The sequence below is a fragment of the Arthrobacter oryzae genome (genome assembly GCF_030812315.1).
Taxonomy (GTDB): domain Bacteria; phylum Actinomycetota; class Actinomycetes; order Actinomycetales; family Micrococcaceae; genus Arthrobacter; species Arthrobacter oryzae_B.
Genome location: NZ_JAUSSM010000010.1, coordinates 110,939 through 136,803 on the forward strand (window position 1 = coordinate 110,939; position 25,865 = coordinate 136,803).

The 25,865-nt window shown below is 61.3% G+C and carries 26 protein-coding genes and 2 pseudogenes; 16 read left to right on the forward strand and 12 right to left on the reverse strand.

The window, feature by feature from the left end:
- Positions 1–176: 176 nt before the first annotated feature.
- A complete protein-coding gene (locus tag J2S97_RS18765) occupies positions 177–722 on the reverse strand; it encodes an AAA family ATPase (protein WP_307051456.1) in 546 nt (181 codons plus the stop codon).
- Entirely contained in the window at positions 719–1,366 is a 648-nt protein-coding gene (locus J2S97_RS18770; RefSeq protein WP_307051457.1) for a bifunctional 4-hydroxy-2-oxoglutarate aldolase/2-dehydro-3-deoxy-phosphogluconate aldolase, read from the reverse strand. Before J2S97_RS18770 ends, J2S97_RS18765 begins: the two co-directional genes overlap by 4 nt.
- Before the next feature lie 146 nt (positions 1,367–1,512).
- Here J2S97_RS18770 and J2S97_RS18775 point away from each other — a divergent pair, with 146 nt between their 5' ends.
- The 9 genes from J2S97_RS18775 (at position 1,513) to J2S97_RS18815 (ending at position 10,064) form a co-directional block, all read left to right on the forward strand.
- Positions 1,513–2,499, forward strand: coding sequence for a Gfo/Idh/MocA family protein (locus tag J2S97_RS18775; protein ID WP_307051458.1), 987 nt, complete (start codon positions 1,513–1,515; stop codon positions 2,497–2,499).
- Positions 2,492–3,487, forward strand: a complete 996-nt coding sequence (locus J2S97_RS18780; protein ID WP_307051459.1) for a LacI family DNA-binding transcriptional regulator — start codon at positions 2,492–2,494, stop codon at positions 3,485–3,487. The genes J2S97_RS18775 and J2S97_RS18780 overlap by 8 nt, the downstream gene beginning before the upstream one ends.
- Entirely contained in the window at positions 3,484–4,050 is a 567-nt protein-coding gene (locus J2S97_RS18785; protein ID WP_307051460.1) for a VOC family protein, read from the forward strand. The genes J2S97_RS18780 and J2S97_RS18785 overlap by 4 nt, the downstream gene beginning before the upstream one ends.
- A 3-nt stretch (positions 4,051–4,053) precedes the next feature.
- A complete protein-coding gene (locus J2S97_RS18790) occupies positions 4,054–4,953 on the forward strand; it encodes a sugar phosphate isomerase/epimerase family protein (RefSeq protein ID WP_307051461.1) in 900 nt (299 codons plus the stop codon).
- Entirely contained in the window at positions 4,953–5,945 is a 993-nt protein-coding gene (locus tag J2S97_RS18795) for a Gfo/Idh/MocA family protein (RefSeq protein WP_307051462.1), read from the forward strand. The genes J2S97_RS18790 and J2S97_RS18795 overlap by 1 nt, the downstream gene beginning before the upstream one ends.
- A 231-nt stretch (positions 5,946–6,176) precedes the next feature.
- Positions 6,177–7,421 carry an MFS transporter gene (locus tag J2S97_RS18800; RefSeq protein ID WP_307051463.1) on the forward strand — a complete coding sequence of 415 codons (1,245 nt, stop codon included), beginning with the start codon at positions 6,177–6,179 and terminating at the stop codon, positions 7,419–7,421.
- 98 nt (positions 7,422–7,519) lie between these two features.
- On the forward strand, positions 7,520–8,506 hold the full coding sequence (locus tag J2S97_RS18805) for a Gfo/Idh/MocA family protein (protein WP_307051464.1): 987 nt from the start codon (positions 7,520–7,522) through the stop codon (positions 8,504–8,506).
- Between the two features lie 34 nt (positions 8,507–8,540).
- The gene (locus J2S97_RS18810) at positions 8,541–9,383 is read left to right on the forward strand and encodes an SDR family NAD(P)-dependent oxidoreductase (protein ID WP_307051465.1); all 843 of its coding nucleotides are present in this window, start codon (positions 8,541–8,543) and stop codon (positions 9,381–9,383) included.
- A gap of 216 nt (positions 9,384–9,599) precedes the next feature.
- On the forward strand, positions 9,600–10,064 hold the full coding sequence (locus tag J2S97_RS18815) for a VOC family protein (protein WP_307051466.1): 465 nt from the start codon (positions 9,600–9,602) through the stop codon (positions 10,062–10,064).
- Positions 10,065–10,232: 168 nt separating this feature from the next.
- Here J2S97_RS18815 and J2S97_RS18820 read toward each other — a convergent pair whose 3' ends face one another.
- From J2S97_RS18820 to J2S97_RS18830, 3 genes are read right to left on the reverse strand one after another with little or no spacing between them, the layout of a single operon-like run.
- Positions 10,233–11,093, reverse strand: coding sequence for a carbohydrate ABC transporter permease (locus tag J2S97_RS18820; RefSeq protein ID WP_307051467.1), 861 nt, complete (start codon positions 11,091–11,093; stop codon positions 10,233–10,235).
- Complete coding sequence (locus J2S97_RS18825; protein ID WP_307051468.1) at positions 11,090–12,022, reverse strand: carbohydrate ABC transporter permease; 933 nt, start codon at positions 12,020–12,022, stop codon at positions 11,090–11,092. The genes J2S97_RS18820 and J2S97_RS18825 overlap by 4 nt, the downstream gene beginning before the upstream one ends.
- 54 nt (positions 12,023–12,076) lie before the next feature.
- Positions 12,077–13,234, reverse strand: coding sequence for an ABC transporter substrate-binding protein (locus tag J2S97_RS18830; protein ID WP_307051469.1), 1,158 nt, complete (start codon positions 13,232–13,234; stop codon positions 12,077–12,079).
- Between the two features lie 444 nt (positions 13,235–13,678).
- On the opposite strand from J2S97_RS18830, the gene J2S97_RS18835 reads away from it, so the two are divergent.
- The 3 genes from J2S97_RS18835 to J2S97_RS18845 all read left to right on the forward strand — a co-directional run bounded on the left by J2S97_RS18835 (position 13,679) and on the right by J2S97_RS18845 (position 14,843).
- The gene (locus tag J2S97_RS18835; RefSeq protein ID WP_307051470.1) at positions 13,679–13,924 is read left to right on the forward strand and encodes an IS1096 element passenger TnpR family protein; all 246 of its coding nucleotides are present in this window, start codon (positions 13,679–13,681) and stop codon (positions 13,922–13,924) included.
- Between the two features lie 347 nt (positions 13,925–14,271).
- On the forward strand, positions 14,272–14,478 hold the full coding sequence (locus J2S97_RS18840; RefSeq protein ID WP_307051471.1) for a ribbon-helix-helix protein, CopG family: 207 nt from the start codon (positions 14,272–14,274) through the stop codon (positions 14,476–14,478).
- Positions 14,475–14,843, forward strand: coding sequence for a type II toxin-antitoxin system death-on-curing family toxin (locus tag J2S97_RS18845; protein WP_307051472.1), 369 nt, complete (start codon positions 14,475–14,477; stop codon positions 14,841–14,843). The genes J2S97_RS18840 and J2S97_RS18845 overlap by 4 nt, the downstream gene beginning before the upstream one ends.
- 717 nt (positions 14,844–15,560) lie before the next feature.
- Here J2S97_RS18845 and J2S97_RS18850 read toward each other — a convergent pair.
- The 4 genes and pseudogenes from J2S97_RS18850 to J2S97_RS18865 all read right to left on the reverse strand — a co-directional run.
- Positions 15,561–15,736 (reverse strand): annotated as a pseudogene (locus J2S97_RS18850) (recombinase family protein); the annotation flags it as partial.
- 500 nt (positions 15,737–16,236) lie between these two features.
- Positions 16,237–17,262: an aldo/keto reductase gene (locus J2S97_RS18855; protein ID WP_307051473.1), complete on the reverse strand. Its 1,026-nt coding sequence runs from the start codon at positions 17,260–17,262 to the stop codon at positions 16,237–16,239.
- Between the two features lie 180 nt (positions 17,263–17,442).
- The gene (locus J2S97_RS18860) at positions 17,443–18,204 is read right to left on the reverse strand and encodes an SDR family NAD(P)-dependent oxidoreductase (RefSeq protein ID WP_307051474.1); all 762 of its coding nucleotides are present in this window, start codon (positions 18,202–18,204) and stop codon (positions 17,443–17,445) included.
- 252 nt (positions 18,205–18,456) lie between these two features.
- A complete protein-coding gene (locus J2S97_RS18865) occupies positions 18,457–19,302 on the reverse strand; it encodes an SDR family oxidoreductase (RefSeq protein ID WP_307051475.1) in 846 nt (281 codons plus the stop codon).
- A gap of 126 nt (positions 19,303–19,428) precedes the next feature.
- On the opposite strand from J2S97_RS18865, the gene J2S97_RS18870 reads away from it, so the two are divergent.
- From J2S97_RS18870 to J2S97_RS18885, 4 genes and pseudogenes are all read left to right on the forward strand, one after another.
- Positions 19,429–20,358 carry a helix-turn-helix transcriptional regulator gene (locus J2S97_RS18870; protein WP_307051476.1) on the forward strand — a complete coding sequence of 310 codons (930 nt, stop codon included), beginning with the start codon at positions 19,429–19,431 and terminating at the stop codon, positions 20,356–20,358.
- 272 nt (positions 20,359–20,630) lie between these two features.
- Positions 20,631–21,053, forward strand: a pseudogene (locus J2S97_RS18875) (recombinase family protein); the annotation flags it as partial.
- A gap of 133 nt (positions 21,054–21,186) precedes the next feature.
- Positions 21,187–21,654 carry a nuclear transport factor 2 family protein gene (locus J2S97_RS18880; protein WP_307051477.1) on the forward strand — a complete coding sequence of 156 codons (468 nt, stop codon included), beginning with the start codon at positions 21,187–21,189 and terminating at the stop codon, positions 21,652–21,654.
- Positions 21,654–22,220, forward strand: a complete 567-nt coding sequence (locus tag J2S97_RS18885; RefSeq protein WP_307051478.1) for a TetR/AcrR family transcriptional regulator — start codon at positions 21,654–21,656, stop codon at positions 22,218–22,220. The genes J2S97_RS18880 and J2S97_RS18885 overlap by 1 nt, the downstream gene beginning before the upstream one ends.
- Before the next feature lie 329 nt (positions 22,221–22,549).
- On the opposite strand, the gene J2S97_RS18890 is transcribed toward J2S97_RS18885, so the two are convergent.
- From J2S97_RS18890 to trxA, 3 genes are all read right to left on the reverse strand, one after another.
- Positions 22,550–23,746: an MFS transporter gene (locus J2S97_RS18890; RefSeq protein WP_307051479.1), complete on the reverse strand. Its 1,197-nt coding sequence runs from the start codon at positions 23,744–23,746 to the stop codon at positions 22,550–22,552.
- Positions 23,747–23,952: 206 nt separating this feature from the next.
- Entirely contained in the window at positions 23,953–25,365 is a 1,413-nt protein-coding gene (locus J2S97_RS18895; protein WP_307051480.1) for an MBL fold metallo-hydrolase, read from the reverse strand.
- Positions 25,366–25,486: 121 nt separating this feature from the next.
- Positions 25,487–25,849, reverse strand: a complete 363-nt coding sequence (gene trxA, locus J2S97_RS18900) for a thioredoxin (protein WP_307051481.1) — start codon at positions 25,847–25,849, stop codon at positions 25,487–25,489.
- Positions 25,850–25,865 lie beyond the last annotated feature (16 nt).

The window sequence follows — 25,865 nt, forward strand, 5'->3', positions numbered from 1 at the left end:
GCGGGACAGAAGCTGATCCAAGCTCCCCATATTTCATAAATGAGATCGGTTGCTGAGATCGGTTGCGAGCAACGATACGGATGAGATGTGATCCTTGTCAACGTCTCGTGTGCTCGCGGCGCAGATTTCGAAGATAGGCCTCCGACCCAGTGCCTATTCGCCCGACGCGGTTCACGTCAATCGACCGGAAGGGGCGCCTGATTGTTGAAGTCCTGGAAATGCACTCCGGCCCAAGCGCACTCCAAGCTGCCGTACGCCGACCAGTATTCATCCCAGTGGGCAAGTTTCCACTGGTCTCGTTCCAGTCCGCGCAGGGTGAGCCGCGTACGTAGAACGTCTTGGGGCACCCTGACCCGTATCACGGTGATCGCGGGTGACGGCCATTGGAATTCTTCTGCCACACGACTCAGATAGTCTGGTTCCCCGAAATAGGCTCCAAAGGGAGCATCAAGGACCACTGATCGGCCGAGACGCAGGTTTATCCCGGCCACATCCATGAGAGTCTCGTACTCGAGGGGCAGCAAATTGCGGCGATAGTAGTCGTTGGACTCGCGGTCGGTGGGATCATGGCCGGTGGCGGTTAGTGCGAATTCGACGAAGCGGCCACTGACCCGGTCCTTATCCAGGTACGCAGCCCCGTGCTCTTGTGCTGTTTGCTGGGCAATCGTTGTTTTCCCTGAGCCGGCAGGACCGATAACAATGAAGACTTTGGGGGCGTTCATTGGCGGGCCTCTGCTACAGCTGACAGGAACTCCTTGGCGGCCTCGGTGACGCGGGAGAAGTCGCCATCGGGTTGCCATGCTTTCGTCACGTAGCTGCCCACGCCGACGCCTGCCACGCCCGCCGCGAACCACTCGCCTACGTTGTCCAGGGTTACGCCGCCGGCGGGCATGATCGGCAGATGCGCCAGCGGAGCCAGCACGGATTTGGCGTAGGCGACGCCGCCGGCTTCGGTGGGGAAGAGCTTGAGGATGTCGGCGCCTGCCTCGGCGGATTCAACCAGCTCGGTCGGTGTGTAGGCCCCGCTGATGGTTGGTATCTGGTAGCGGTTCGCCGTGCGGATCATCGCGGGGTTCAGCTGCGGACTGACCAGGAACTGAGCCCCGGCGCGGATGCATTCGTACGCTGAATGCTCGTCGAGTACTGTTCCGGCACCGACCGCTACGCCGGCGGACCCATGCTTGGCGGCGAGCCGACGGATGACGTCTACGGCGCCAGGAATTGAAAGAGTGATCTCGAGCGCCCGGAACCCTCCTTCGATGGCAGCTTCCGCGACGCGCTCGGCAAGCTCCGCGTTCTCCAGTCGCACGATGAGGACGGCCCCGGACTCGTCGATGGTTTGCAGGGTGCGAAGTTTCTTATACATGCTGGCCTTTCTCTGGGCGGGTATCTCTATCTTTCTGAGTGGCCCGACCCTTGTTCGTGTTTGGTTCCGTTGACAAACTCTCCCACCATCCATAGTGTTATTGCAACCGATCTCAGCAACCGATCTCATCCAAGGGGGTATTGCGGTTGACGCACGTACGCACAATCATTCTGGGCGCTTCCCATTGGCATGTTCCGCTCTGTGCGCAGGCCATTGCCGAAGAGCACGAGGTCATCGGAGTCAGTGACGACGATGTATCTCGCGTGCAGGTGCAGGAACTGGCCAAAGGCTGGCGGTCGCCGGTTGAAGCCGACTGGCAGAAGCTGGTTGATCTCCCCGACGTCGGACTCGCATATGTCTTCGGCCCCCATGAGGGGATGGCTGAAAAGTGTCTCGCCCTGATCGCGCGCGGCATTCCGTTCGTCGTGGAAAAGCCGTTGGGCACTTCCCTTGACGAGCTTTCTGCCGTGCGTCAGGCCGCCGAGGCAGCTGGCGTGCCTGCCACTGTCCCCCTGGTCCAGCGCGGCGGACCAACAGATCAATGGCTTGCCAAGGCAGGACGGCCCGCTTACCAGCGAACCTCATTTATTGCTGGTCCACCATCCCGGTATCTCGACAATGCCAATCCCTGGATGCTCGACCCGCTCAAGGCAGGCGGGGGTTGCCTGGCCAATCTGGGTCCGCATTTTGTCGATCTGTTCCTCAGGGGCAGTGGCGAGACTGCAGCACATGTGGGCTCCCGGCTCTCATCGGTTCTTCACAGCCAGGCTGTTGAGGATCATGCCAGCCTCATCATCACGACACCGGACGGCCGCGAAGCCATCGTGGAAGTTGGCTACGCATTCCCTGGCTCGCCGCTCAAGCGCTACTGCAGCTTCACCTCGGTCGGTGAGGCAGGATTCGCCTCCGTTGATTCGGACGGTACAGCTACGTTCACGGCATTGGATGGCACCACGGAGGTCGACAAGATCAATGTGGATAGCGACCCTCTTTACGATCCGTTCGTGCGGAGCGTCGCCCGGACGCTGGATGATGGATTCCGTGGCCTGCCGACGCTGGCCCAGCTCGAAAATGTCATGCGCCCGATTTGGCGGGCCTATGACGACCAGCACGGAGGAAGAGAACATGCCTGATCTGAGTATCGACGTCGTCGCGAAAGCTGCCGGCGTCCACCGGTCCACCGTCTCCCGGGCATTCTCCCGGCCGGAAGCGGTGAAAAGGGAAACACGCGAACACATCCTCAGGGTGGCCGAGGGGCTCGGCTACACGATGAGTCCACTCGCCCAGGCTCTTCGGACAAAGACCAGCACGTTCATCCCGTTGATCGTGCCTGACATCACGAACCCGTTCTTTGCAGAACTTGCCAAGACGATGACGCAGGCGGCGGATGAGCGCGGATACCAGCTACTGCTCTGCGTCACCAACGGGGACCCGGCCAAAACCGACGGATACTTCACCGCAATGCAGGCCATGTATGCCCCCTTCGGCATCGTCGCGCCGTCTACAAAGGTCGATACCGAGGCCATGAAACGCTTCGACTTCGGCCACAAGGTCGTGGTGATCGACCGGGTTGAAGGGGACGATGCCGTCCCAACGGTCACCGTCGACAGCCGCCGCGGAATCATGATCGCCCTGGAGCACCTGCACTCTCTGGGGCACACCTCGATCGGCTACGTATCCGGCATCGCCGGAACGCACACCGCCCAGGACCGGATGGACGCGTATTTGGAGCTGTCCGCCGAGAGCGGCAGTGCACCTGTCGTGCTGGACAGCGGGTCGGATCTGGATGCGGGCACGCGCGGGGCAGAACATTACCTCGAGATGGACAATCCTCCAACGGCAATCATCGCGGCCAATGACATGGTGGCCTTTGCGGTCATCTCGGCACTCGGCCAACGTGGCGTACGGGTACCGGAGGACGTGTCGGTCATCGGCTTCGATGGTCTCGCTCTCGGCGCCCGGTTTAACCCTCCTCTGACCACGGTTCGCCAGCCGATCGCCGACATGGGACACATCGCCATCGAACTGGCTGAGAAGCAGAACATTGACGGCTCCGTGGACCACATTGTCCTCGAACCTCAGCTTCTGGTCCGCGGCTCCACCTCTGGACCACGCAAATGACCAGGGGACAGGAGTCAACGCTCCGGCGTCTGCCAGGGCTCCAGCACACAGACCACGTCGGCCTGACAGTGCCAAACCTTGAGGAAGGCATCCGCTTCTTCGTTGAAGTCCTCGGAGCTGAGGAGCTGTACCGCTCAGAACGCGGGCCCGACGAAGAATTCATGCCCACAAACTTCGAAGTCCCGGCAGATGCCAAGCTCACGCTCGCAATGTTGCGCCTGCCACCAAACCTCAACATCGAGCTTTTCGAATGGAGCAGCGCTGAGCGGCGTGATACCCCGCCGCGGCACTGCGACGCCGGCGGCCACCACCTGTGCTTCGTCGTGGACGACGTCGACGAAGCGATCGTAGTACTGCAGGCAACACCTGGAGTAAGCGTGCTTGGTGAGCGCAAAGAAGTCGCTGGCGACAGCCCCCGAGTAGCCGGCAATCGCTGGACATACTTCGTCACCCCTTGGGGATTGCTGATGGAAATCGTGGATCGATCCCGCGTCGCAGCCCCGCCCCGGCTGGTCGGTCCCACGGACTGGGCAGCACCTCCAAACACTTCAGAAAGGACATAAACAATGCGGCTAGCCGGTCACACACTAGGCACCCCGGACCACACGGTTCCCCAAGCACTTGATCTATTCCGAGCCGCAGGGCTCGATGCCGCCGAAGTCATCTACCAGAATGACTACAAATCAGGATTGCCATTAGGTGACCGGCGTGCCGCGATGGAGGCAATGAGAGCGGCCGAAACCGCAGGGATTCCCATCGTAGGTCTGACGCCTTACACGACCGCCATCAACTCACTGGACGACGCGGAATGGCGCACAGCAGTCGATGAATTCCGCGGCGCCATAGAAACCGCACACCTGCTGGGCGCTGATCGGGTCCGTGTCTATGCTGGTTCGTGGCACCCCGGCGATGAGGACCATGCGGCGCATTGGGCAAAACTGCGTGAAGCATTGGAGGCCCTCGCGCCCGAAGCAGACCAGGCCGGGGTTCGCCTTTGCGTGGAAAACCACTTCGGCACGATGACCCAGACCGCGGCGGACACCGCTGCCCTGGTCCGGGAAATTGCCCATCCGGCCGTCCGCGTTCTTTACGACCAGGCGAACCTGACATTCACACACGATGAAAAGTACGAACAGGCCCTTGCTGTTCAAGGTGACCTGATCGGTCACGTCCACGTGAAGGACCTCGTCTTCACGGATCCCAACGCGGCCTTCCGCGCCACGGAAACGGCCCGGGTCAATGCTTCCGAGCGGGCGGTCCGGTCCCGCGTCGTCGGAGGCGGCGTCGTTCCATGGCCTCAAATCCTCGCCGGGTTGCTGAAGCACGGCTACGACGATGTGCTCAGCATCGAGCTTGAGTACCGTTGGCACCCGCAAGACCTGCCTGCGCCCGAGGACGGATTCCGGGAATCCGCCGCCGTCCTGCGCTCAATGCTCTCTGACCTGGCTGAAGTGAGGAACGCCTAATGAACACCACCCGTCTCCGCGTCGGAGTTGTCGGCGCAGGCAACATCGCCACCATCGCCCAATTGCCCACCCTCGTCCAACGCGATGACGTTGAGCTGGCAGCCTTGGTGTCCCGGCGTGAGGATCCAAGCAGCCTGGTCCGGCGCTGGGGGTTCAACGCCGCCTACAAAACGGTGGAGGACATGCTGGATTCGCAGGAACTGGATGCAGTCTTCGTGCTCACGCCACGATCGGAGCACGCCCACGCCGTTCAACTGTGCTTGAGCCGTGATGTTGACGTGTTCTGTGAGAAGCCGTTGGCTCCGGCAAGTGATGAAGCAGAACGTCTGGCAGATCTCGCCGACGAGCGGGGCCGGATCCTGATGGTGGACTTCAACCGCCGCTATGCACCCGTCTATACGGCCGGCCGGGAAGTCTTTGGCGACAAAGGCGCCACTTTCTGCGTCGCCCAGAAAAACCGCCCTGGATCGGAATACCGTGCGACATTCGAGAACGCCATTCACATGGTCGATCTCCTCCGCTGGTACTGCGGTGGCGAACCGGTGGACGTCGCCGCCCACGCCGCCGGTGACGACCCTTGGGAAGAAGACGGTGTTGCAGCAACCATCCGCTTTAGTACCGGGAACACGGGCGTGCTCATGGCAGCCCGCACGGCAGGTGCATGGAACGAAAAACTGGACGCCTATGGCGACGGCAAGACCGTCGAAGTCAGGGCACCGGAGACAGTTTCGACCACGGTCAAGGGTGTCACCACATCGCGGGAACTTAGCGCCGAGGCCTATGGCTGGGCTACTGCGACAGAAACTCTGGGCTTTGCGGCCGCCGTTCATCATTTCCTGGACCGGGTTGCCGACAGGGCGCAGCCACTGACTTCAGGCCGGGAAGCTGTCCACACCCAACGCTTGCTCGACCGGATTCTCGCTGCCTCCGGTTTGCCCACAGAAGAGCAAGCCGGCCGGGAATGGGCCAGCCACGCAGTAAACGGAAGCTAACAACCACCCCGGGCCCGCCCTTCTCCACGGCACTCGCAGCCCTTGAGCACTGTGGAACCGTGGCACGAACAAACCTGCTGAAAATAGGGAGGTGCAGACATAGCTCTACTTCGCCTCCGTCAGGGCAGACCACAAACCGGGGGAGCGGGGAGACAACCATTACGCGGCCGGCTCACCGCGCTTGCCGGCATCCTGCTGGTCGCGTTCAGCGCCAGAGAAGCGGTTTCGGCGGTGTCCCCACTCCTTGGTCCGATCAGCGGGGATCTTCCCCTCGACGCGGTGACGACAGGGATCCTTGGGATGCTTCCGACCGCGGGCTTCGCAGTGATGGGCTTTCTGGCTCTGCCGCTCCTCCGGCGAATCCGACTGGAACACCTGCTACTGGTTTCGATCCTGCTGACAACACTTGGTCAGGTCGGCCGCGCACTGGGATGGAACATCCCGGCGTTTTTGGTGTTCACCTGGGTCGCCATGCTCGGGATCGGGCTGGTCAATGTCGTGATTCCGCCGTTGCTGGTGAAGTACTTTCCCGACAAAATCGGGATGCTCGCAGCGCTCCACGTAACTCTCCTGGGCGTCAGCACGGCTGTGGCCGCCCAAGCTGCCATACCCCTGGCACATCTCTATGGCTGGCGGTTCTCCATCGGCATCTGGGCGGCCTTCAGCGCGGTCGCTGCGATACCGTGGCTGATTGTTCTCACGGGCAAGCGGGCTGTGACTCGATCCAGGACATCACCAGCCAGCGATGGGCCGTCTGCCCCTACGAGTGCGATCAAACCCTGGAGATCATCGATTGGCTGGGGTGTAGCACTGGTCTTCGCAGGGTGCTCAAGCAATACTTTCGCTGCGCTCACTTGGCTTCCCGCTGTTCTTATCGACAGAGGAATGAGTCAGGAAACCGCTGGATCCATGCTGGCGCTCTATTCAATCCTCGCCCTGCCAGTCGCCTTGGTTGTGCCTCTGGTAGTGGTCAGAACGCCTCGTCCGCTACCCGTCGCAATCGTCTTTGTCGTCGCCTTCGCCATCGGCTACGGGGGCATAATCTTTGCTCCACCAGCCTCTGCAGTGGTTTGGGTCGCCATTGCCGGACTTGGCCAGGGCGTGTACTCCTTCGCGTTCACGTTGATCAATAAGCGAACACGAACGCAATCCGGCTCAGGGATCCTCTCCGGGTTCGCCCAAGGAGTCGGCTACGCCCTGGCAAGCGTTGGCCCGTTCCTTTTTGGTCTGTTGCATCATCCGGGGGACGGCTGGCTGCCCTCGTTCGGCATGCTCGGAGCCTGGCTCCTGGTGCTGTGGGCAGGAGCCATGATGGTCAACAAGCCACGCTTTCTCGAGGATGCCTTCCACGTGGTACGGCCAGGCACTGAAGAAACTGCTGCAGAGCCCGACTGCAGCAGATCACAAGGCCGAAATATTTTTCGCCGAAAGCGGAGAACGCCGGGCCCCGAATACACGAACCGAATAGACCCCTGACAGACCCTTCCTGCAACCGACCTTTATTGCAACCGATCTCGAAGGAGAGATGTGATGATCAGCTGGTTCCTTCCTTGCCGGACCTTTGGCGGCGCTACATGATGACCGCGGCGGGACATGCTCGCGTCGCTGTCGTAGGAGCGGGCGGCTGGGCCGGATCAAGGCACGCACGGGCATTTGCCGCGGCAGGTGCCAAGGTCACCGTCCTTGTGGAGAAGGACGGGCGTGGGGTCGCCCTCGCGCAGGAGCTCGGGGCACAGTTGATGCCCACTACGGCGGAACTCCACCCCGAACATTTGGACCTTGTGGTCGTAGCATTACCCACCACGGTGCAACCGGTCATATGCGCAGATCTGCTGAACCGGGGATTCCGGCTGCTGACTGAAAAGCCGGTGGCCGCAGATGCCGAAGGTGCTGCCGTCCTGGCTGCCGCTTCCGGGGTGAACGAGAGACTCATGGTCGGGTATACGCTCCACCAGCATCCCGCCGCCGCACAGGTCACTCAATGGATCAGGGACAAGAACGTGATCGCCGTTTCTGTCCGTTCGGTCGCCCATAAACAGAACGTCAATTCATGGCGCGCTGATCCCAAGGAGGGCGGCGTCGCTGTCGTGAATGGCATTCACGCCATCGAATTAGTCTCATCATGGTTTGAAGGCGACCCGAAAGTACTTGCCACCGGCGCCAGCAGCAGCCTGTATGGGTCGCCGGTACCGGAGCACGTCGTGTCCACCCTCGAGTTTCCTGAGGGCGTCGTATTCACCTTGCAGAGCTACTGGTCTCCCTGGCCGGAACCTCAAGGTCTCAATCAGGGCGACTGGAGCCTCACCATCGATGTCCTGGCCAGTGAAGGCCGGATGCTCTGGACCAACGACTCCCTTCACGTGTGGGAGCGGCACGGCGGCCATTACGAAAAGACCTTCGAGCCCTCCGACCTCTTCCTGCGGCAAGCAGACACGGCGCTGAAGTTCTGCGCCGGTGAAACCCCTCCAGTCACGTTCGCCCAGGCACTCCGCGCCACGCAAATCGCCGATGCAGTCCTGGCAGCGGCAACATCCAGCGCTGAAACCACGGTCGCCCCGTAGCATCACCAAAACCTGAACAACAGTCCACCGTCCATTGAACAACCTTAACGAAGGAATTAAACATGAAACCCGCAACCCACGTTTCGACCGCAGGAGAACCGCACGGCGGCCAGAGCGGAGAGAACCGATGAGCCTCAAAGACCAGGTGGTTCTGGTAACCGGATCAAGCGGAGGAATAGGCGATGCTGCCGTCAGCGCATTCACAGCTGCCGGCGCCACCGTCATCGGCGCTGATCGTTCCGCTAAAGCCGACCAAACCTTGGACGCGTTCTACCCCCTGGACATCACCTCGGAACAACAGTGCGCAACGACTGTGCAGGACATCGCGGCCCGGTATGGCCGCATCGATGTCCTCGTCCATGCAGCAGGAGTGCTCGGTACAACCCCCGACATCATGGAGACAACCACAGAAGAATTCGATTCCATTCTGAGGATCAATGCCTCTGCAACGTTCTCGATGGTACGAGAGACTGCAAAATCAATGCTCGGGTCCGGCACGGCCGGCTCAATCGTGGTCTTATCCTCCGTTGCGGCCAAGGAAGCACGCCTCAACTACCTGCCCTACAACGCGAGCAAACTCGCAGTCCTACACATCATGTGGTCATTCGCAGAATTGCTTGGACCTCAAGGCATCTCCGTCAATGCCATCGCCCCGGGTCCAGTGAACACACCTATGTGGGCACAGTTTGCCAAAGATTCAGGCCCGGATGCGGTTGCCAACCGCGCGAAGAGGGCAGCGCAACTCCCGATGCGCCGGTTTGCCGAACCCGACGAAGTCGCCCGCGCCATCCTTTTCCTGACAGATCCCGACAACCGCTACATCACCGGAGTGTCTCTGGATGTGGCCGGCGGAGCACACCTGGGAATAGGAACGTGAACCCCCTGTGCCGTGCCTCGCAATCGTAGAGGCCCCGTGCCACACCTTTTTGGAGAGTGGGACCACGCATGCCCATATGCCAGACAAACCAGTACGGACCCCTCAAGGCTGTGTCTGAGCAACCCCGGCGGAGTTAGGTCCAAAACTACGAGGAGAAGACCTTATGTCCGTTCTTTTGGTCCAGTTCAAGCCTTCGGGAATGTTTAGGCGGGAGAAATGAAAACTGCAATTCGACATCATCACACTGCCCTGCACGTTACGGACATGGAGCGCAGCGCGCGGTTCTACGTGGAAGGGCTTGGCCTTACCCGCGTACAAGCGTGGACGTCGGGCCCCTACGTCGGCGAACTTTACGGCCGTCCCAACGTCAAGGTTAAAGCCCTAATGCTCTCAACGGGTGACGGGACCTTCAACCTGGAGCTGGTCCAGGTTGAGGATCCGCCACCGGCCGTAAATCCATCAGAGGCGCAGCCGGGGACTGCACATCTTGCCTTCACCAATATTGACCTGCGCAAGGTTTACGCCAGAATGACAGCGCTCGGCTACAGGGCTTTGTCCGAACCGGTCGCACCCACGTCGGGCCCGGTTTCAGGAGGCCTGCTGATCTACCTGCTCGATCCAGACGGAAACCGTGTGGAGCTAATTCAGCCACCCGGCTGGCAGCCAGGCGACCGCTCTTGAGCTTTCCGCGTCCGGAAGAGATGACAAGTGACGCGGGCTGAGTGGCCTGTCAGGGTTTAGAGATTGCAGATGCGGTGAGCTGGTCTAAACAGGCACGCCACATGACCGCTTGGAAGCGGTCATGTGGCGTGCTTTCTAGTTGGGCTCGGGGTAGAACTCTTGCTTCGGTTATCCCTTGACACCGCCGGACGTCATCCCGGCAACAAACCAGCGCTGGAACGCCAGGAAGATTGAGAGAACGGGGATGAAGGCAACGACGATGAATGCAGCGAAGAGTCCCCAGAAGCTACCGAAGCCAGTGGTTATATAACGCACGATGCCGTTCTGGACGGTCTTCATATCTTCCGTGGTGGCCAGTACGGTTCCTACAAGGAAGTCGTTCCAAACGAATACGAAGATGAAAATTGCTACAGCAGCGATACCGGGGCGGATGAGCGGCAGAATGATGCGCCACAGGATCTGCACCCGCGAGCAGCCATCGATGGCGGCCGCTTCCTCAATCTCAACAGGAATGTTCTCGATGAAGTTGCGCAGAAACAGGATGGTCTGTCCACAAATAATGGCCGTGTAGACAACAATCAGCAGCGGGTAGGTGTTGATCAAGGCCGTTCTGACGAACATGGAGTACAGGGCGATGAAGACCACGATCGCGGGAACCATCGAAAGCACCAGGATCCCTGTCATCAGAGTTTCCATGCGCCGGCTTCGGTACCTGGTGGCAACATATGCCGCAGGAATGGAAATCGACAACGCGAGGACGATAGAGCCCACAGCGTAAATCAGGGAGTTTATGAAGAACCGGCTGTTCGTTGAGGTCAGCAGGCCAAGATAGCCCTCGAATGAAAGCGGGTCCGGGATCCACCGTGGCGGGAACTCAAGGGTATCCGAGGCGGTTTTCAGCGAGGTGGAGAAGATCCATGCGACAGGCGGTAGAACGACTGCGGCTGAGAGGATGACGTATGCCCAGGCCGGAACCGCCCGAAGGACTGAGCCGAGCCGGCCTTGGCGACGCGAGGTGGTGGTGCTCACAGGCTTTCCTTCCGTCGGAAGCGAATCGCGACAAGGGTGAGGACAATGTTTACGGCAAAAAGGAGGATGGCCGTCGCTGATGCCCCGGAAAGATCGAACTTGTCGAACATCTGGTTGTATACCCGCATTGACAGCGTCTCGGTCGATCCGATGGGACCGCCTCGTGTGGTCACCAGGATGATGGTGACCATCTGTACATAGAGCATGAGTAGAACGATCACCACGGAGACGATCGTGTTGCGCAGGTGAGGCAATGTGACATTGAGAAATGCGTGCCGAATGCCACCGCCGTCCACTTTGAGGCTTTCATACAATTCCACTGGAATGGTCTGAAGGGCGCCGAGAAAGAGAAGCATGGCCTGCGGGTAGGACCACCACGCCGTCATCAGAGTCACGGCAACGAGCGCACTGTTTGGAGACGAGAAGACATCAGTAGGCCCGAACCCAAGGGCCTGGGTGATAGCTGAGGCCGGCCCGTAATTGGGGTTGAGAAACCAAAGCCAGATTGTTCCTGCTGTGGCCTGGGACAAAAGCCACGGCAACAAAAAGAGGCTCCGGATGGAGCGCTTGAACCGATGCAGGTTGTTCAGCACAATCGCAGACAAGAGTCCCGCGGGCAAGGCGATGACCAGCGCCCCGATCGAAAATACAAGCGTTGTCCAGATGCGGGCGGGCAGCTCCGAGTCCGCGAACAGCTCCGCAAAAGAGTTCAGACCAGAAAATTTGCCAATCTGGTAATACGAAGTCTCGTGGAGCGCTGTCCAGGCCGTGTAGATGAGCGGTCCAACGAAGACAAAGAGAAACACGGCAGTGACGGGGACGACGTACAACCAGACCATGCGGTCTTTACGAGCCCGGCGGAAAGCCTGGACTCCTGTCGGCGGAGTCGCCGTCTGAGATGAAGTGCGGGTGCGACTGTTTGTTGACATTATCTCTCCCTTCCGAAGGGAACCTGATGTTCAGGCTCCCCCGGACGTTGGGGACTATTTCTTGTTGGCCGCATCCTGGGCGGAACGGATAAATTCGCTGCCCGACAGATTGTTGAGGGTTAGTCGCTGCCCGGCCTGGGAGAGCCCGGTGGCCAGCGAGGTCCAGTTATCGGCGTATGTGCGGGGTTCGCTGTTGCTCTTGACGTAGGCGGCGATGTCGTTCACCGTCTTCGCTTCGGGCGTGGAGAAGAATGGCTGCTCATACGTGGCCGCACGCGTGGGCACCTCACCGCCGGTGGCCATCTTCGCGCCGGCTTCGGGACCGGTCATGTACTCGATGAACTTCCAGGCCGCCTCTGTATTCTTGCTTCCTGAGCCTATTCCCAGAGTCCACCCAATGGTGGTGCCGGTGGTGTCCCCAGTAGATGCCTTTGGCAAGGAGGTCCACTTGACGTCCGGATTCTGCGAGGCGAACGAGACGATTCGTTCGGTGCCCAAGACCGACATTGCGACAGTGCCGCTGGCCATGCCGTCCGCTACGGTGCCGTACGTGTCGGAAACGACATTGCTACCCAGTGCCTTCGCATCCCGGAGCTCGGCGAGGAAGTTGCCAAACTCCTCGGCCTTTTCGGTGGCGAAATCCGCCTGTCCGTCCTCAGTCCATATGTCCTGATCAACTTGCGACATGAAGCAATTGAAGAAAGTGCTGATGATGGCTGAGTTGTCAGTGTCCGAGAACCCGGTTCCGAACCCGGTGAATCCAGCTGCCGCAGCTTTCTGCGCAACGTCAACGACTTCCTCGTAAGTAGTTGGAGCGGTCGCACCGATTTGAGACAGAATTTTTTCGTTGTAGTACAGCGCACAGGTGCGGTATTCATAGGGCACCGCGACCTGCTTGCCGTCAGGACCCGCAAAAGTGTCGGTAGGACGGAGCCAGTCGGTGACCCCTGACGCAGCATCAGGCAACGGCGAGTAAACGCCGGCAGAGGCCATCTGGGGGACGAGAGGGGTGAACATCTTAAACACATCCGGCGCCTGCCCGGCCGCTGCTGACTGCGGCAGCCTATTCAACATGTCGCCCAGCGAAACCACCGAGAGGTTGATCTTGATGTCAGGGTTTGCCGCCTCGAAGTTGGCGATGTTTTCCTTCAACGCCTTTGATCGCGGATTGTCCTGGCTGGGATCAAGGAAGTCCCAATAACTGAGCGTCACCGGCCCCTCGGGGTCCGATGTTGAGGGGGAGCAGCCACTGAGGGCAAGGCTGGCTACGACGGCTGAGACGAGTGCCAGGCCCCATCGCTTTTTGATCATGAGTTTCTCCTGTGGACTGGATTGCTAATGCGGGAGCATGCCGTATTCAAAACGACGCCTGCTGAACGCGGGGCTACCGAAAGTCCAGAAGTGAGCGACTTGATCATCGAGTCTCTCCTTTGAGATCGGTTGCATTCGCTAGAGCAGTGAGATCGGTTGCTGAGATCGGTTGCAATAAACATAGGGCTACACAAAGGGTCTGTCAAGGATTCCTTTTGCTCGAATCTTGCAGGTCCCGATGTGTGCTCCGATGCGGTCGGGCTCTGCATCGGTTTCTTGATTCGTTAGCGCATTGGCTGCGGCACCTTCCCTGAAATTTGGCGCGGGCTCGAGGTGCGAAACACCATGACTTTGAATCAGTTTCGGCAGGTCCTGCAGGTAGTTTGTGGCTGCGAGGACATACACCTGCACAGGTTTGCCTTGGAGGATCCCTTCGCGCCCCTGAGGCCGGTCGACGGCGAACTTCCGGAAGTCGTGCAAGTGGATTTCCCGGCAGGAGTGAAGAACGGCGGACAAGCCCGGGAACTGGATCATCTGCTCACGCTTGGTATAGGCAAGGCGCTTTATGAATACGACTTCAACGACAGCTGACTTCACCGGCTGGAGCTGGTTTCCAACCGGCCCGCTGACGGAGACAGCCCGCCGCCCAGTTGATTGACGGCGCCAGGCGGGCCCGCTGGAAAACTCCGGAGGATTGCCCGGATACGAGGAGTTCCTGGACGTCGCCGCCGTGAACCGGTCCTGGCGGAACGGTCCTGACTTATGGAATCGGGGAGGAAACGCCACGGGGCGATGGATCAGCCCCTTTTGAGGCCGCTCCCCGACCATTTTGAAACGCCGATAATGGACCTTTCGTCCTCTCCGTCAACCAGGGCAACCCATTGGCTCCTCCGCCGGGCCGTATGGATGCCTGGTACTGGTTTGGTACCATGTGTTTCATGGCTATGAATTTGCGTGTCCCCGAGGATTTGGATCGTCGTTTGGACCAGCTCGCGGCCGAGGAACACACTTCGAAGTCGGCGTTGCTGCTCCAGGGCGCGGAGCTGGTGTTGCAGCGACACCGGCGAAGTCGCGAGATCGGCGAGGGTCTGGATTTCGTGATGAGCCATGATGCTGAGCTTTTGACGCGCCTTGAGGATGCGTGACCGCGTACCTTGAGATTGAAGACGCGTTGCAGGTCGTTGACCGGTACGGGTTCCATATTCGCGATATCGGCCTCCTGGCCTCGGCCTTGGCCCGTCCGGCAACGACAGTCATGGGTGTGGAAGCCTATCCGCAGTTAGCTACGAAGGCTGCGGCTCTGATGGAGTCGGTGGCGCGGTTCCATCCGCTGATCGACGGGAACAAGCGGACTGCATGGACGCTGATGGTGTTGATGCTCTGGATCAACGGCTGCAGGCATGACTTCAGCACCGACGGGGCGTTCGATCTCGTCGTGGGAGTGGCCGCCGGCGACATCTCGTTGGAGGACAGCGCAGCGATGATTGCCTCGCACCTCGTGAAGCGATAACCATAGGAATCCTGTCGGCAGGTGCTTGGTGATCCTGGGATCACGTACCGGCATTCCGCGCCCCGCCGCTACAGCCGACACCGGTCCTGGTGCGAAGCAGGATGCCCGCATAGCCGTTCTTGCCTAGTCATGTGATTGTCTGCTGAAGAGCAGCGGGAGGCGTCAGTCAAACCAGGGGCCGGGCCTACCCACGCGGAGTTCCGGCACACAGAAGAACCGCGTTCCTCAGCGGGGGGCGGCTGGCGTTTGGAGTGCTCGGACGGGCGAATTTGGGGTGTGGACAATGTCCACACTTTTGCCGTCGGACTGGGCCGTACATCGGTCGGATCGGGCCGCATTCCGCACGTTTGCGCGGGATTTCCCAGTGTTCCCAAGGCCGGGAATGCGGTTCGAGTCCCACCTCGGGCACAGTGTTTTCGCAGGTCAATGCCTTTTTCTCTTTTTGGTGTTGACAAAGCTTGACTTTTCGGAATGCTGCATGTTGCAGCAGGTATCATGTCTCTGCCAACGGGCACTAGGCTCGCGGGGTGACCCCTGAATATCGCAGCTTAGACGTTCCTCGAGGACTCAACCCGAATCCCTTGCCGCGTGAGCGCCGAAATTGCGGACTACGACAACACCACAGCAAGCACGCGGCGCGCACCTGGGAGTGTTTTCTGGGACGAGGCGTCAGATTTAGGGCACACAACACGTTCGTGCAAGCCCCCGTCACCCACTGTCGCTGAGCGCATCGAGTGCTCGATCGAACTGGGTTCGCGACGCGCGTGCTCCGGGACACCCTGGTCAACGTTGAGGTCATCGCGTCGAACGCAGGCGGCCAGTAGATCCGCCCGCTGCCGGTCCGTGGACTGCTGCCGCGTCGAAACCCGGGCATAGCCAATAAGCTTCGACAAGCCTTCCTCCAATGTGTCTCATAACTAATGATCAGTACGTCGATTCAAGCAGAAGGTTTCGAGACATAGTTATGGGAATCGCCGGACGCGGAGGACGTCGCGAGATTTCACAGAAACCAGGACACTACCGGACCGAGCCAGTGAGACGTCTCGTATCCCAAGGGTTGTGAGACGGTCGTAGTGCTCCAGTTGGGGGGACCTTCACAGGTCGCGAAATCGGGCAGGCGATTACTCCCGGTATCAGCCTTCACTCGGGCCAGAATATCGAGGAGAGCGCGCCCTTTCATCGCCGGCTTACGAGAGTGCTGTACGGGTTCAAGCTTGGGGAGGGTCTGAACCGGATTAGTTGGAGCTACCCGCTGACTTGCAGGTAGCTCCAACGTCAATCTGGAAGCCAGACCGCGATAAGGGCTAATGGGGACTGGCTCAGAGTTTGGGCTTTACCCAGCCCCTACTGAAGCTTCAATCACCCTTGGGCTTTCACGGCTCGCCCTCGGATGTCACGGCAGGGGTGAGTTGCCGTGCCCGCCGATTGAGCTCGTCCCCAGCTTTGCTCCGGTGTCGATGATTGCCAGCATTGGCTCGCTCAGTCGCGCGCCCTGCACTTGGATTTGAGCGAAACTGTTTTCAATTTCTTGGATGTCGGCAGCGGTCAGCTGGACTTGAAGCGCGTCCATGTTCTGCTCCATGTGGTCCTGGGTGGTCGGCCCTGGGATGGGCACGATCCACGGCTTGCGGGCGAGCAGCCAGGCAAGCGCGATTTGGCCAGGAGCTGCTTGATGGCGGGCGCCGACCTGTTGCAGCAGTTCGACGACGGGCCAGTTTGCCCGGCGGGCCTCGGGGGTGAAGCGGGGCAGGCCAGCCCTGAGGTCTGCGGTGCCATGGACCATCATCGGGGTGACGGTGCCGGTCAGGTAACCCATCCCGAGTGGGCTCCAGGGTACGAAACCGATGCCCAGTTCTTCGCAGGCCGGGAGAGCTTCGAGTTCCGGGTCGCGTGTCCAGACGGAGTATTCGTTCTGCACTGCGGTGACCGGCTGTACTTTATGGGCACGGCGGATTGTCGCGCCGCCCGCGGCGGACAGGCCGAAGTGGCGGATTTTGCCCTCGCGGATTAGATCCTGCACCGCTCGGGCGACGTCTTCGATGGGTACCGTGGGATCGACCCGGTGCTGGTACTGAAGATCGATGTAGTCGGTTTTCAGTCGGCGGAGCTGTTCTTCGGTGACCCGCTTGATGTTCTCCGGGCGGCTGTTGAGTCCCTGGACTTCGCCCTTCTTCGTGATGTCGAAGCCGAACTTGGTGGCGATGACTACCTCATTGCGCACCGGTTTCAGGGCCTTGCCGACGATTTCCTCGCCCAGGAACGGCCCGTAGACTTCGGCGACATCGAAGAACGTGACGCCCCGGTCATAGGCGGCACGGATGATCCGGATTGCCTCCTCAAAGTCCGTCGGTGGGCCATACATTCCGGCGAAGTTCTGGCAGCCCATTCCCAGGGCGGAGACTTCCAGTGAGCCGAGCATGCGGCGATCCGTGCGCAACGGCAGGGTGCCCGTTCCGGAACTTCTTGTGCCCGTCTGTGCGTGGGCGGGAAGGGGCAGCAAGGATGCTGCGGCTATTCCAAGGCCTGCGCCCAGTAGGCTACGGCGATTGATTGTCATTGTTGATGTTTCCTTTCGGCGGAGCGTTGATGTGGTTTCGGTTCAGCCTTGTTCGGTGGGCATGATCCAGAGCTCGCTGATGGCGGTGTGCCAGGGGCGGGTGACCATGTAGGCGACGCCGTCGGCGATGTCCTGTGGCTCCAGGACCTGGAATCCGCCGAAGTTGGCCTCGATGTCGGCGCGTACTTGGTCGGTGTTGTGGGAGTCGAGCTCGGTGGCGACCTTGCCGGGTTCGAGGACACCGACGCGGACGTGGGACTGGGCCAGTTCCTGGCGGAGGGCTTCGCTGAACCCGTTGACCCCGAATTTGGTCATGTTGTAGACGCCCATGATGGGGTAGGCGGTGCGCCCTGCGATGGAGGAGATGTTGACGATGTCGGCCACCTGGCGGGGGTCCTCGCCGGCTGCTTTCTGCAGGTAGGGCAGGGCCGCCTTCGTTATATAGAGCAGCCCTTGCTGGTTGATGGCGATCATTCGTTCGAGGTCATCGATGCCGGCTTCGGCGAAAGGCCCGAGGATCATCAGCCCGGCGTTGTTGACCAGGATGTCCAGCCGGCCGAATGCCTCGATGGTTTTGGTGACGGCGGCTTCTGCCTGGGCGCGGTCGGAGATGTCGGCTGGTACGGCCAGCGCTGTTCCGCCTGCTTTCTCTATCTCGGCGACGAGCTTATCGAGGCGGTCCTGGCGGCGGGCGACAAGAGCGACAGAAGCGCCCTGGCCGGAGAGCTCAAGGGCAGTGGCGTGGCCGATGCCGCTGCTGGCACCGGTAATGATCGCGACGGTTCCGGTGAGTCTGGAAGTCATGGCAAATGTCCTTTTCGTTGGGAGGCCAATTGGGCCCGGAGCTGGTTCACACGGAAGTTTGCTCTGAGGAGGCGCGCGTGTTCGGTCGCGAGTTGTCCTCGCCGCCCGGGCATGGTGCCAGACCAGTTCGGTCCTGGAAGCATGCGCCAGGGTCAGCTGTTGTGGGGTCCAGCGCGTGGGCCTTCGGTTCTAAGCGACGTTCCGGTGACCCTGTTGCAGCGCGGGCGCAGTTGTCACCGGAACGGACGTCGCTTATTGGTCGTCGTGGGCGAGGGATGAGGACAGTTCGCGGTAAGCGTTGGCCTGCTCGAGGAGCAGGTGTGCTTTGTCCTCTGCAGTTTGGACGGCGTCGGCCCCGGCGAGGAAGCGCAGCGGCGGCTGGTCCTGGGCGGTGATGGTGATGAGGGCGGCGGCGAGTTTGGCCGGGTCGCCGCCTTGCTTGCCGTTCATGCCCTTCCAGGCCTCGATGGTGCCTTGGGTGCGCTGGTCGTAGTCATCAAACGAAAGCTCGGGCCACATTGTCGAGGCACCTTCGACGAGCAGTTCGGTGCGGAAGAAACCGGGGTTCACGATGGTGGTGTTGATGCCGTAAGGCTCCAGGTCGTACCGGAGGGATTCCATCCAGCCCTCGGTTGCGAACTTTGAAGCGCAGTAGGCGGCGACGAATTCCTGGCCTGTGAGCCCTGCTGTGGAGCTGAAGGTGATGACGTGGCCGCTGCGCTGGGCGCGCATGACCGGCAGTACGGCCCGGGTGACGTTCACGGGTCCGAAGAAGTTTGTTTGCATCTGCTGGCGGAACTGGGCCGGGCTGATGACTTCGAAGAAACCGGCGTAGAAGTTCCCGGCGTTGTTGACGAGCCTGTCGATTCGGCCGAAGCGTTCCAGGGCCGCTTCGACGGCAGTCCTGGCAGCGGTTTCGTCAGTGATGTCCAGGGACACGGCGAGCAGGTTCTCGTGCTCGCCGAGAGCCTCGGTGACGCGGCCTGCGTCGCGGGCGGTGCCGACCACAGCATGGCCGGCGTTGAGGGCGGCACGGGCGATGTCGATGCCCATTCCGCGGGCGGCGCCGGTGATGAACCAAACTTCCTGAGCAGTCATGGTGGTTCCTTTTCGTGTAGGTGACTGTCTTCAGTCAATCCCGCTGGAAACAGGCAAGGGAGTCCCCGCTGATCGGGTTAATGCCAGTGACCCCCTAACACCGGTTTTTGGGCGTAGCGTCAAAGGATGGACAGCGCCAACGAGATCCGTGAATTCCTGATGACCCGGCGGGCCAGGATCACGCCCGAACAAGCTGGCCTGCCCGTCTTCGGGTACCGTCAACGCCGTGTCGATGGCCTGCGACGTGAAGAGGTTGCCCTGCTGGCGGGGATGAGCACCGAGTACTACATCCGGCTTGAGCGGGGTAACGCCAAGGGCGTCTCGGAATCGGTTTTGGAAGGAATTAGCCAGGCGTTGAAGCTTGATGATGCCGAGCGGGCCCACCTCTACGACTTGGTGCGCGCCGCCAACGAGGGCGCGAAGCCGCAGCGTCGTCGCAGTGCTCCCCGGGCACAGCACGTACGCCCGGGCGTGCAAAGGATGATCGACGCGATGACCGCTCTGCCCACCATCGTGCAAAACGAACGGCTGGACCTCGTCGCCTCGAACCAGCTCGGGCGGGCGTTCTACTCGGAGATGTACATCCAACCCCAGAGACCGGCGAACTTCGGGCGGTTCATCTTCCTCGACCCCTGCTCCAGGGATTTCTATCGGACCTGGGATGACACGGCCCGGCAGACGGTAGCACTCCTACGCAGTGCAGCCGGGCGGGCACCTTACGACCGGGACCTCAGCGACCTCATCGGAGAACTCGCCACCCGCAGCGACGACTTCCGCACGCTCTGGGCCGCCCACGACGTACGGCTTCACCATTCCGCATCAAAACAAGTGCACCACCCCGTCGTCGGAGACCTGGACCTGACCTTCGAAAGACTTGACATTGCCACCGACAAAGGCCTCTCCGTCATCGCCTACACCGCCGAACCGGGCTCCACCTCCCACGACAGCCTCCAACTCCTCGCCCACTGGGCCGCAACTCACAACCAAGCAACCCAGAACCAAACACCCGAGCCGCGCCCAACAACTTCAGTCATCGAAAGCACCGAACGAAGCTGACCAACGTTCTAACTCGGTGTCTAAAAACCTCTCCGCCTCGAAACCCTTGGCGGCCTCGCACTGATCAGCTCGGGCCGACACCCGCTCACCTGTCTACGAGAATCGCCCCCGCCACGTCTTGATAAACAACACTTTTTGAGACACCGCTCCTGAGCCCGGGGGAGCCGGTCCACTATGCGGGAGAGCAGGGCTCCCTGCGTCTCGAAAATGCGACTCACCACAAACCGTCTCGACGGAGGCACTTCGAGGACATTTCGAGTCAAAATGGCATGGTGAGGCAACTGGGTTACACGCGCGTCAGCACTTCCAGCCAGGACGCCCAGCTGCAGCTGGACGCGCTGATCGCCGCCGGGGTGCAGAAACGCGACGTCTTTGCCGATGTGACATCGGGAAGCAAGACGGCGATCGAACGGCCCGGAATGAAAAGGCTTCTCGAGTACGCCATGGAGGGCGACACTGTCGTTGTGTGGCGGGTTGATAGGTTGGGCCGGTCACTGATTGACGTGCTGAACACCGTGACCATGCTGCGCGACCGCGGCATCCACATCCGATCGATTTCTGACGGCATCGACCCTGCGACCTCGACGGGCCGGCTGATGCTGAACATGCTCGCCACCCTCGCCGAGGATGAGCGCGAGCTGATCGTCGAGAGAGTCAACGCCGGCATCGCCGCCGCCAGGCAAAACGGAACACGCTTGGCGCCGTAGAGACTAGGCGCCTTACCTACGACCAACGTTTTCTACGGGTTGACGTCGACTGCTCAGGAGTTGTACTGTTTAGTACAGCTTGTACCGAATGGTACAACTGCATATCTCGAAGGAGCCCATCATGTCTCGTCCCCCCCTCCCTCCGTACACCGAAGAAACCGCCATCGAGAAGGTCCGTGCAGCCGAGGATGGCTGGAACACTCGTGATCCCGAGCGCATTTCCCTCGCCTACAGCGAGAACAGTTGGTGGCGCAATCGCTCGACGTTTGTGCAGGGTCGCGCCGCCATCGTCGAGTTCCTCGCCGACAAGTGGGAGCGCGAGCTCGACTACCGGCTCATCAAGGAATTGTGGGCCTACACCGACGACGTCATTGCCGTCCGCTTCGCGTACGAGTATCATGACGCCGCGGGCCAGTGGTTCCGCGCCTACGGCAACGAGAACTGGCACTTCGACAAGGATGGACTCATGACACATCGCCACGCGAGCATCAACGACCTCGCCATCAACGAGTCCGACCGCAAGTTCTTCTGGGACACCTCCGGGCCCCGCCCCGCGGATCACCCCGGTCTGAGCGAACTCGGACTGTAATGCCACGCACCCTCCTCGAACGCTCGGACGCCGTTCGCGCCCTCGCCGGTGTCTTCCGCCGGCGAGGGTTTGAGAGCAGCTCCCTGTCCGTCATCCAGCAGGAGGCTGGCATCGGTCGCGGCAGCTTGTACCACTTCTTCCCGGACGGGAAGACAGACATGGCCAGGGCTGTGCTGGATCAGGTGAGCGACTGGTTCGAGGATGCGGTTTTCGCACCGCTTCGTTCCGCAACTGACGCCGCTGAGGCGGTCTCGGCTATGACGAGGGCGGTCGCGGACTATTTCGTCTCCCGCGAGAATGTCTGCCTATTCGCCGCAATGACACTCGGGGAGGAGAAGGAGACGTTCGCCGGTGAGGTCAAGGCCTACTTCGTGGACTGGGTCGACGCGTTGGCCGCGCTGCTGCAGCGCGGCGGGCTAACTCCCGGGGATGCTCACGAGAACGCATTGGACGCCGTTGCCATGATCCAGGGTGGACTCATCATTACCCGCGCCTACGGCGACGAGTCTACCTTCCTGGGGGTCATGGAACGTGTCGAGCGTCGTCTGCTCGCGCAGCTCTGCTGACGCCTGGACCGCCAGCCCGCTGGTCACCCACGGCGCCGGGCGCGCGTGGCCTGGATACGATCGTTTACCCCGCACGATGAAATGCACGGTGAAGGTGCCATAGGCGCACAGTCCTGATCGTCTCGTAACTCTTGAGATACGAGACGTCTCACGCCTCTACCCTGACGAACCCGGACTCCCGCGAGAGGTGTCGTTTTCAGAAGTCGTCTGCACTCGCTCCTGTGGGTTTTGACGGTACTTGGCGGCGTTTTGTTGTCGATATGTGTCGCTGATAGGAGTCCGTTTTGTGCGGAATCGTTCGGGCCGTGGGTCAGGCTGAGCGATAGTTTCTACCCCGTTATGTGGTCGTTGCCGCGCATTCGGACGGCAACCACTAAGCCAGAGGCGGCGGTGAGTGCCGCGACAGTGGCGATGGCAGCGGGAATCCCATGCATGTCTGCGAGAAGGCCCGACAGGAGCGCGCCTACGGCGAATCCGCCGTCGCGCCACAGGCGGTAGATGCCGACGGAGCGGGCCCGCCAGGTGGGGTGTGCGACGTCTCCGATTGCGGCTAGGAGGGCGGGGTAGACCATGGCTGTTCCAAGTCCCAGGAGAACTGCGGCGATGAGCCAGGGCCCGAAGCTGTGGGATGCGGCGACTAACGCGAGTCCCGCGGCTTGGACGATCATGCCGGCCACGATGAGCCATTTGCGGCCCCACCGGTCTGAGGCGGCTCCGGTGAAGAGTTGCCCGGCGCCCCAGACCGCGGGGTAGACGGCGGCCAGGATTCCCACTTGGTTCAGGTTGAGCCCGGAACTGACGAACAGGACCGGGAAGAGGCCCCAGGCGAGGCCGTCGTTAAGGTTGTTAACCAGGCCGGCTTGGCTGGCTGCGGAGAGGGAACGGTCTTTGAAGCTGGTGAGGGTGAAGATCTGGCCTGTGGTGAGTCCGGCGTGGGCGCTGCTGTGTGTACTGACGTGCTGGGAGGCCTCGCTCCTGGCATGGTGGCGGGTTTCGCGCACGGTCAGGACTGACAGGCCCAATCCTAGGGCGATGTAGGCGGCTCCGAGGAGGAAGGGGCCGGGCCGGAGCCCGTAGGTGGAGGCGATGTATCCGGTGGCCAGGGCGGTGACGGCGACGCCGAGGTAGCCTGCCGCTTCGTTCAGGCCCATGGCGAGGCCGCGCTGTTTGGGGCCGGTCAGGTCCATCTTCATGATCACCGCGGTGGACCAGGTCAGGCCTTGGCTGATACCGAGGAACACGTTCGCGGCCACGATCCATTCCCAGGACGGGCCGAGGATGAGCATGAGCGGTACGGGTATTGCGACCAGCCAGCCGGTGACGAGGACGGGTTTGCGGCCGTACCGGTCAGAGAGTGTTCCTGCAAAGTAGTTCGTCGCGGCTTTGGACAGGCCGAAGGCGAGGATGTACGTCAGCGCACTGGTGTAGAGGTCCAGGTGGAATGTCTGGGAAGCGAGGAGGGGCAGGACGGTGCGTTCCTGTCCGAGGGTCCCGCCGACGAGGGCGTTGATGGCCACCAGCAGCATGAACTGCGCCAGGTTTTGCCGAAGGCCCAGTACGGCGTCCGGTGTGATCCCGGGGTAGGGCGCGGGGGTGTGCTGCCGGGCATTCGTGGCGGTCCATTCCGTGTGCGGGTAAATGAAGGTGCCCGGGCGCGTGGGGTGCGCGCCCGGGCTGGAAGCCCGGGCAGGAGGGGGGTCCTGCCCGGGCAGCGTTGGGGTTGGTGAGGGTTCTAGGCTGATGCGTCGGCGTTGTGCCGTGTCTGCTGGAAGGCGTCCCAGGCGGCGTAGCTGCCGTCGAGTTCGACGACGTCGTACCCGGCACGGCGCAGGGCGCTGGCCGCGACGGAGTTCCGTACCCCGGACTGGCAGTAGGTGACGATGGTTCCTTCGGTGGGGAGCTTGTCCAGGTGCCACATGATCCGGCCGCCGCTGAGCTGGTAGGACCCGGGGATGTTCCCGGCGATGTGTTCGCTGCGGTTGCGAACGTCCACGACCATGGCGGCGTCAAAGTCCTGCAGCTCCTCAGGCTGGATCAGTTTCGGAGTGGACATGGGGAGTCCTTCGATGCTGGTGACGTAGCCGGCAACGTTGTCGATGCCGACCCGGACCAGGTGGTCCCACATGTCCTGTGCGGCTTCCTGGTCCGGTGCCAGCAGCACCAGCGGGTTCTTGTCCGTTTCGGGGTTCACTACCCAGGCGCCGTAGCTGGCCACTGACTTTCCGGCCGGCACGTTCAGGGAACGGGTCACGGTGCCTTCGTGGACCTCACTGTTGGAACGGGTGTCGATGAAGGTCAGAGTGTCCTCAGCCAGGCCCGCAGCAACAATGCCCGTGGCGAGCTCGGGCAATGGTGTCCGCTCACCCATGACGGCAGGTCCTTCACGGTTCTCCCGCTTCATCCGTCCGAAGTACGCGTGCGCATCGGGCTGGCCGTCGAGGAGTTCGTCAATGAAGCCCTGCTCGTCGTTCGCGGCGAGGTAGGGACCCCACCAGGAGTAGAGCCGCTCATAGCCAACCGTTGAGGACGGGATGGCCCCGAGTGCCTTTCCGCAGGCACTGCCGGCTCCGTGCGCCGGGTGGACCTGGACATAGTCCGGCAGGGTCAGGAACTTGTCCCGCAGGCTGGCGAATAGCTGCTTGGCACCTTCGAAGCGGGTGTCGACGCCGCCGGCCGCCTCGTCCAGCAGGTCCGGACGGCCCAGGTCGCCCGAGAAAACGAAGTCACCGGAAAGCAGGTAGCCGGGCTGGTCGGAAAAGGCACCGTCGGTGACCAGGAAGGACAGGTGCTCGGGGGTGTGGCCCGGAGTGTGGAGGGCCTGGATGCTGATGTTGCCGATCGTGATCTTGTCACCGTCGTAGAGGCGTTCGCCGTCGAATTCGTACTGCCAGTCCGGCCCACCCTCGCCCGAGACGTAGATCTTCGCGCCGGTGGCGGCGGCCAGTTCGCGGGTGCCGGAAAGATAATCGGCGTGAATATGGGTTTCGGTGACGGCCACGATCTTCATGCGGTTCTTCTCAGCCAGTTCCTGGTACACCGCGATGTCGCGGCGGCCGTCAACAACAACGGCCGTGCCGTTGGCCTGGCAGCCGATCAGGTAGCTGGCCTGGGCGAGGTCTTCATCGTAAATGCGCTCGATAAGCATCTTGGGTGATCTCCTTCGTAAGGGGTGGAGGGAAATTTCGTCGTTCTCTCTGATTCCAACAAGGATACCCCTGGGGGTATTCCCGAATGCTGGATTTGCCAGTGTTTTCTTGCTCCGGGTGTTAGGGCTGTTGCTGTGCGGCCTCGGTGCGGAGCTTGTCCATGTCCACGTCCTTCACGGCCTGGATGACTTCCTCGAGTCCGGTGGCGTTGAGGGCTCCGGGCTGGGAGAAGACCAGTGTCTTGTCCTTGAAGGCCATCAGGGTGGGGATGGAGGTAATGCCCGCTGCGGCGGCGAGGGCCTGTTCTGCTTCCGTGTCGACCTTGGCGAAGGTGATGTCCGGGTGCCGTTCGGCCGCGGCTCCGTAGGTAGGGGCGAACATGCGGCACGGGCCGCACCAGGCCGCCCAGAAGTCAACGAAGACGATGTCGTTGTTCTCCAGGGTCTGGGCCAAACTCTGTTCGGTGATGTCGATGGTTGCCATCGTCTTTCATGTCCTT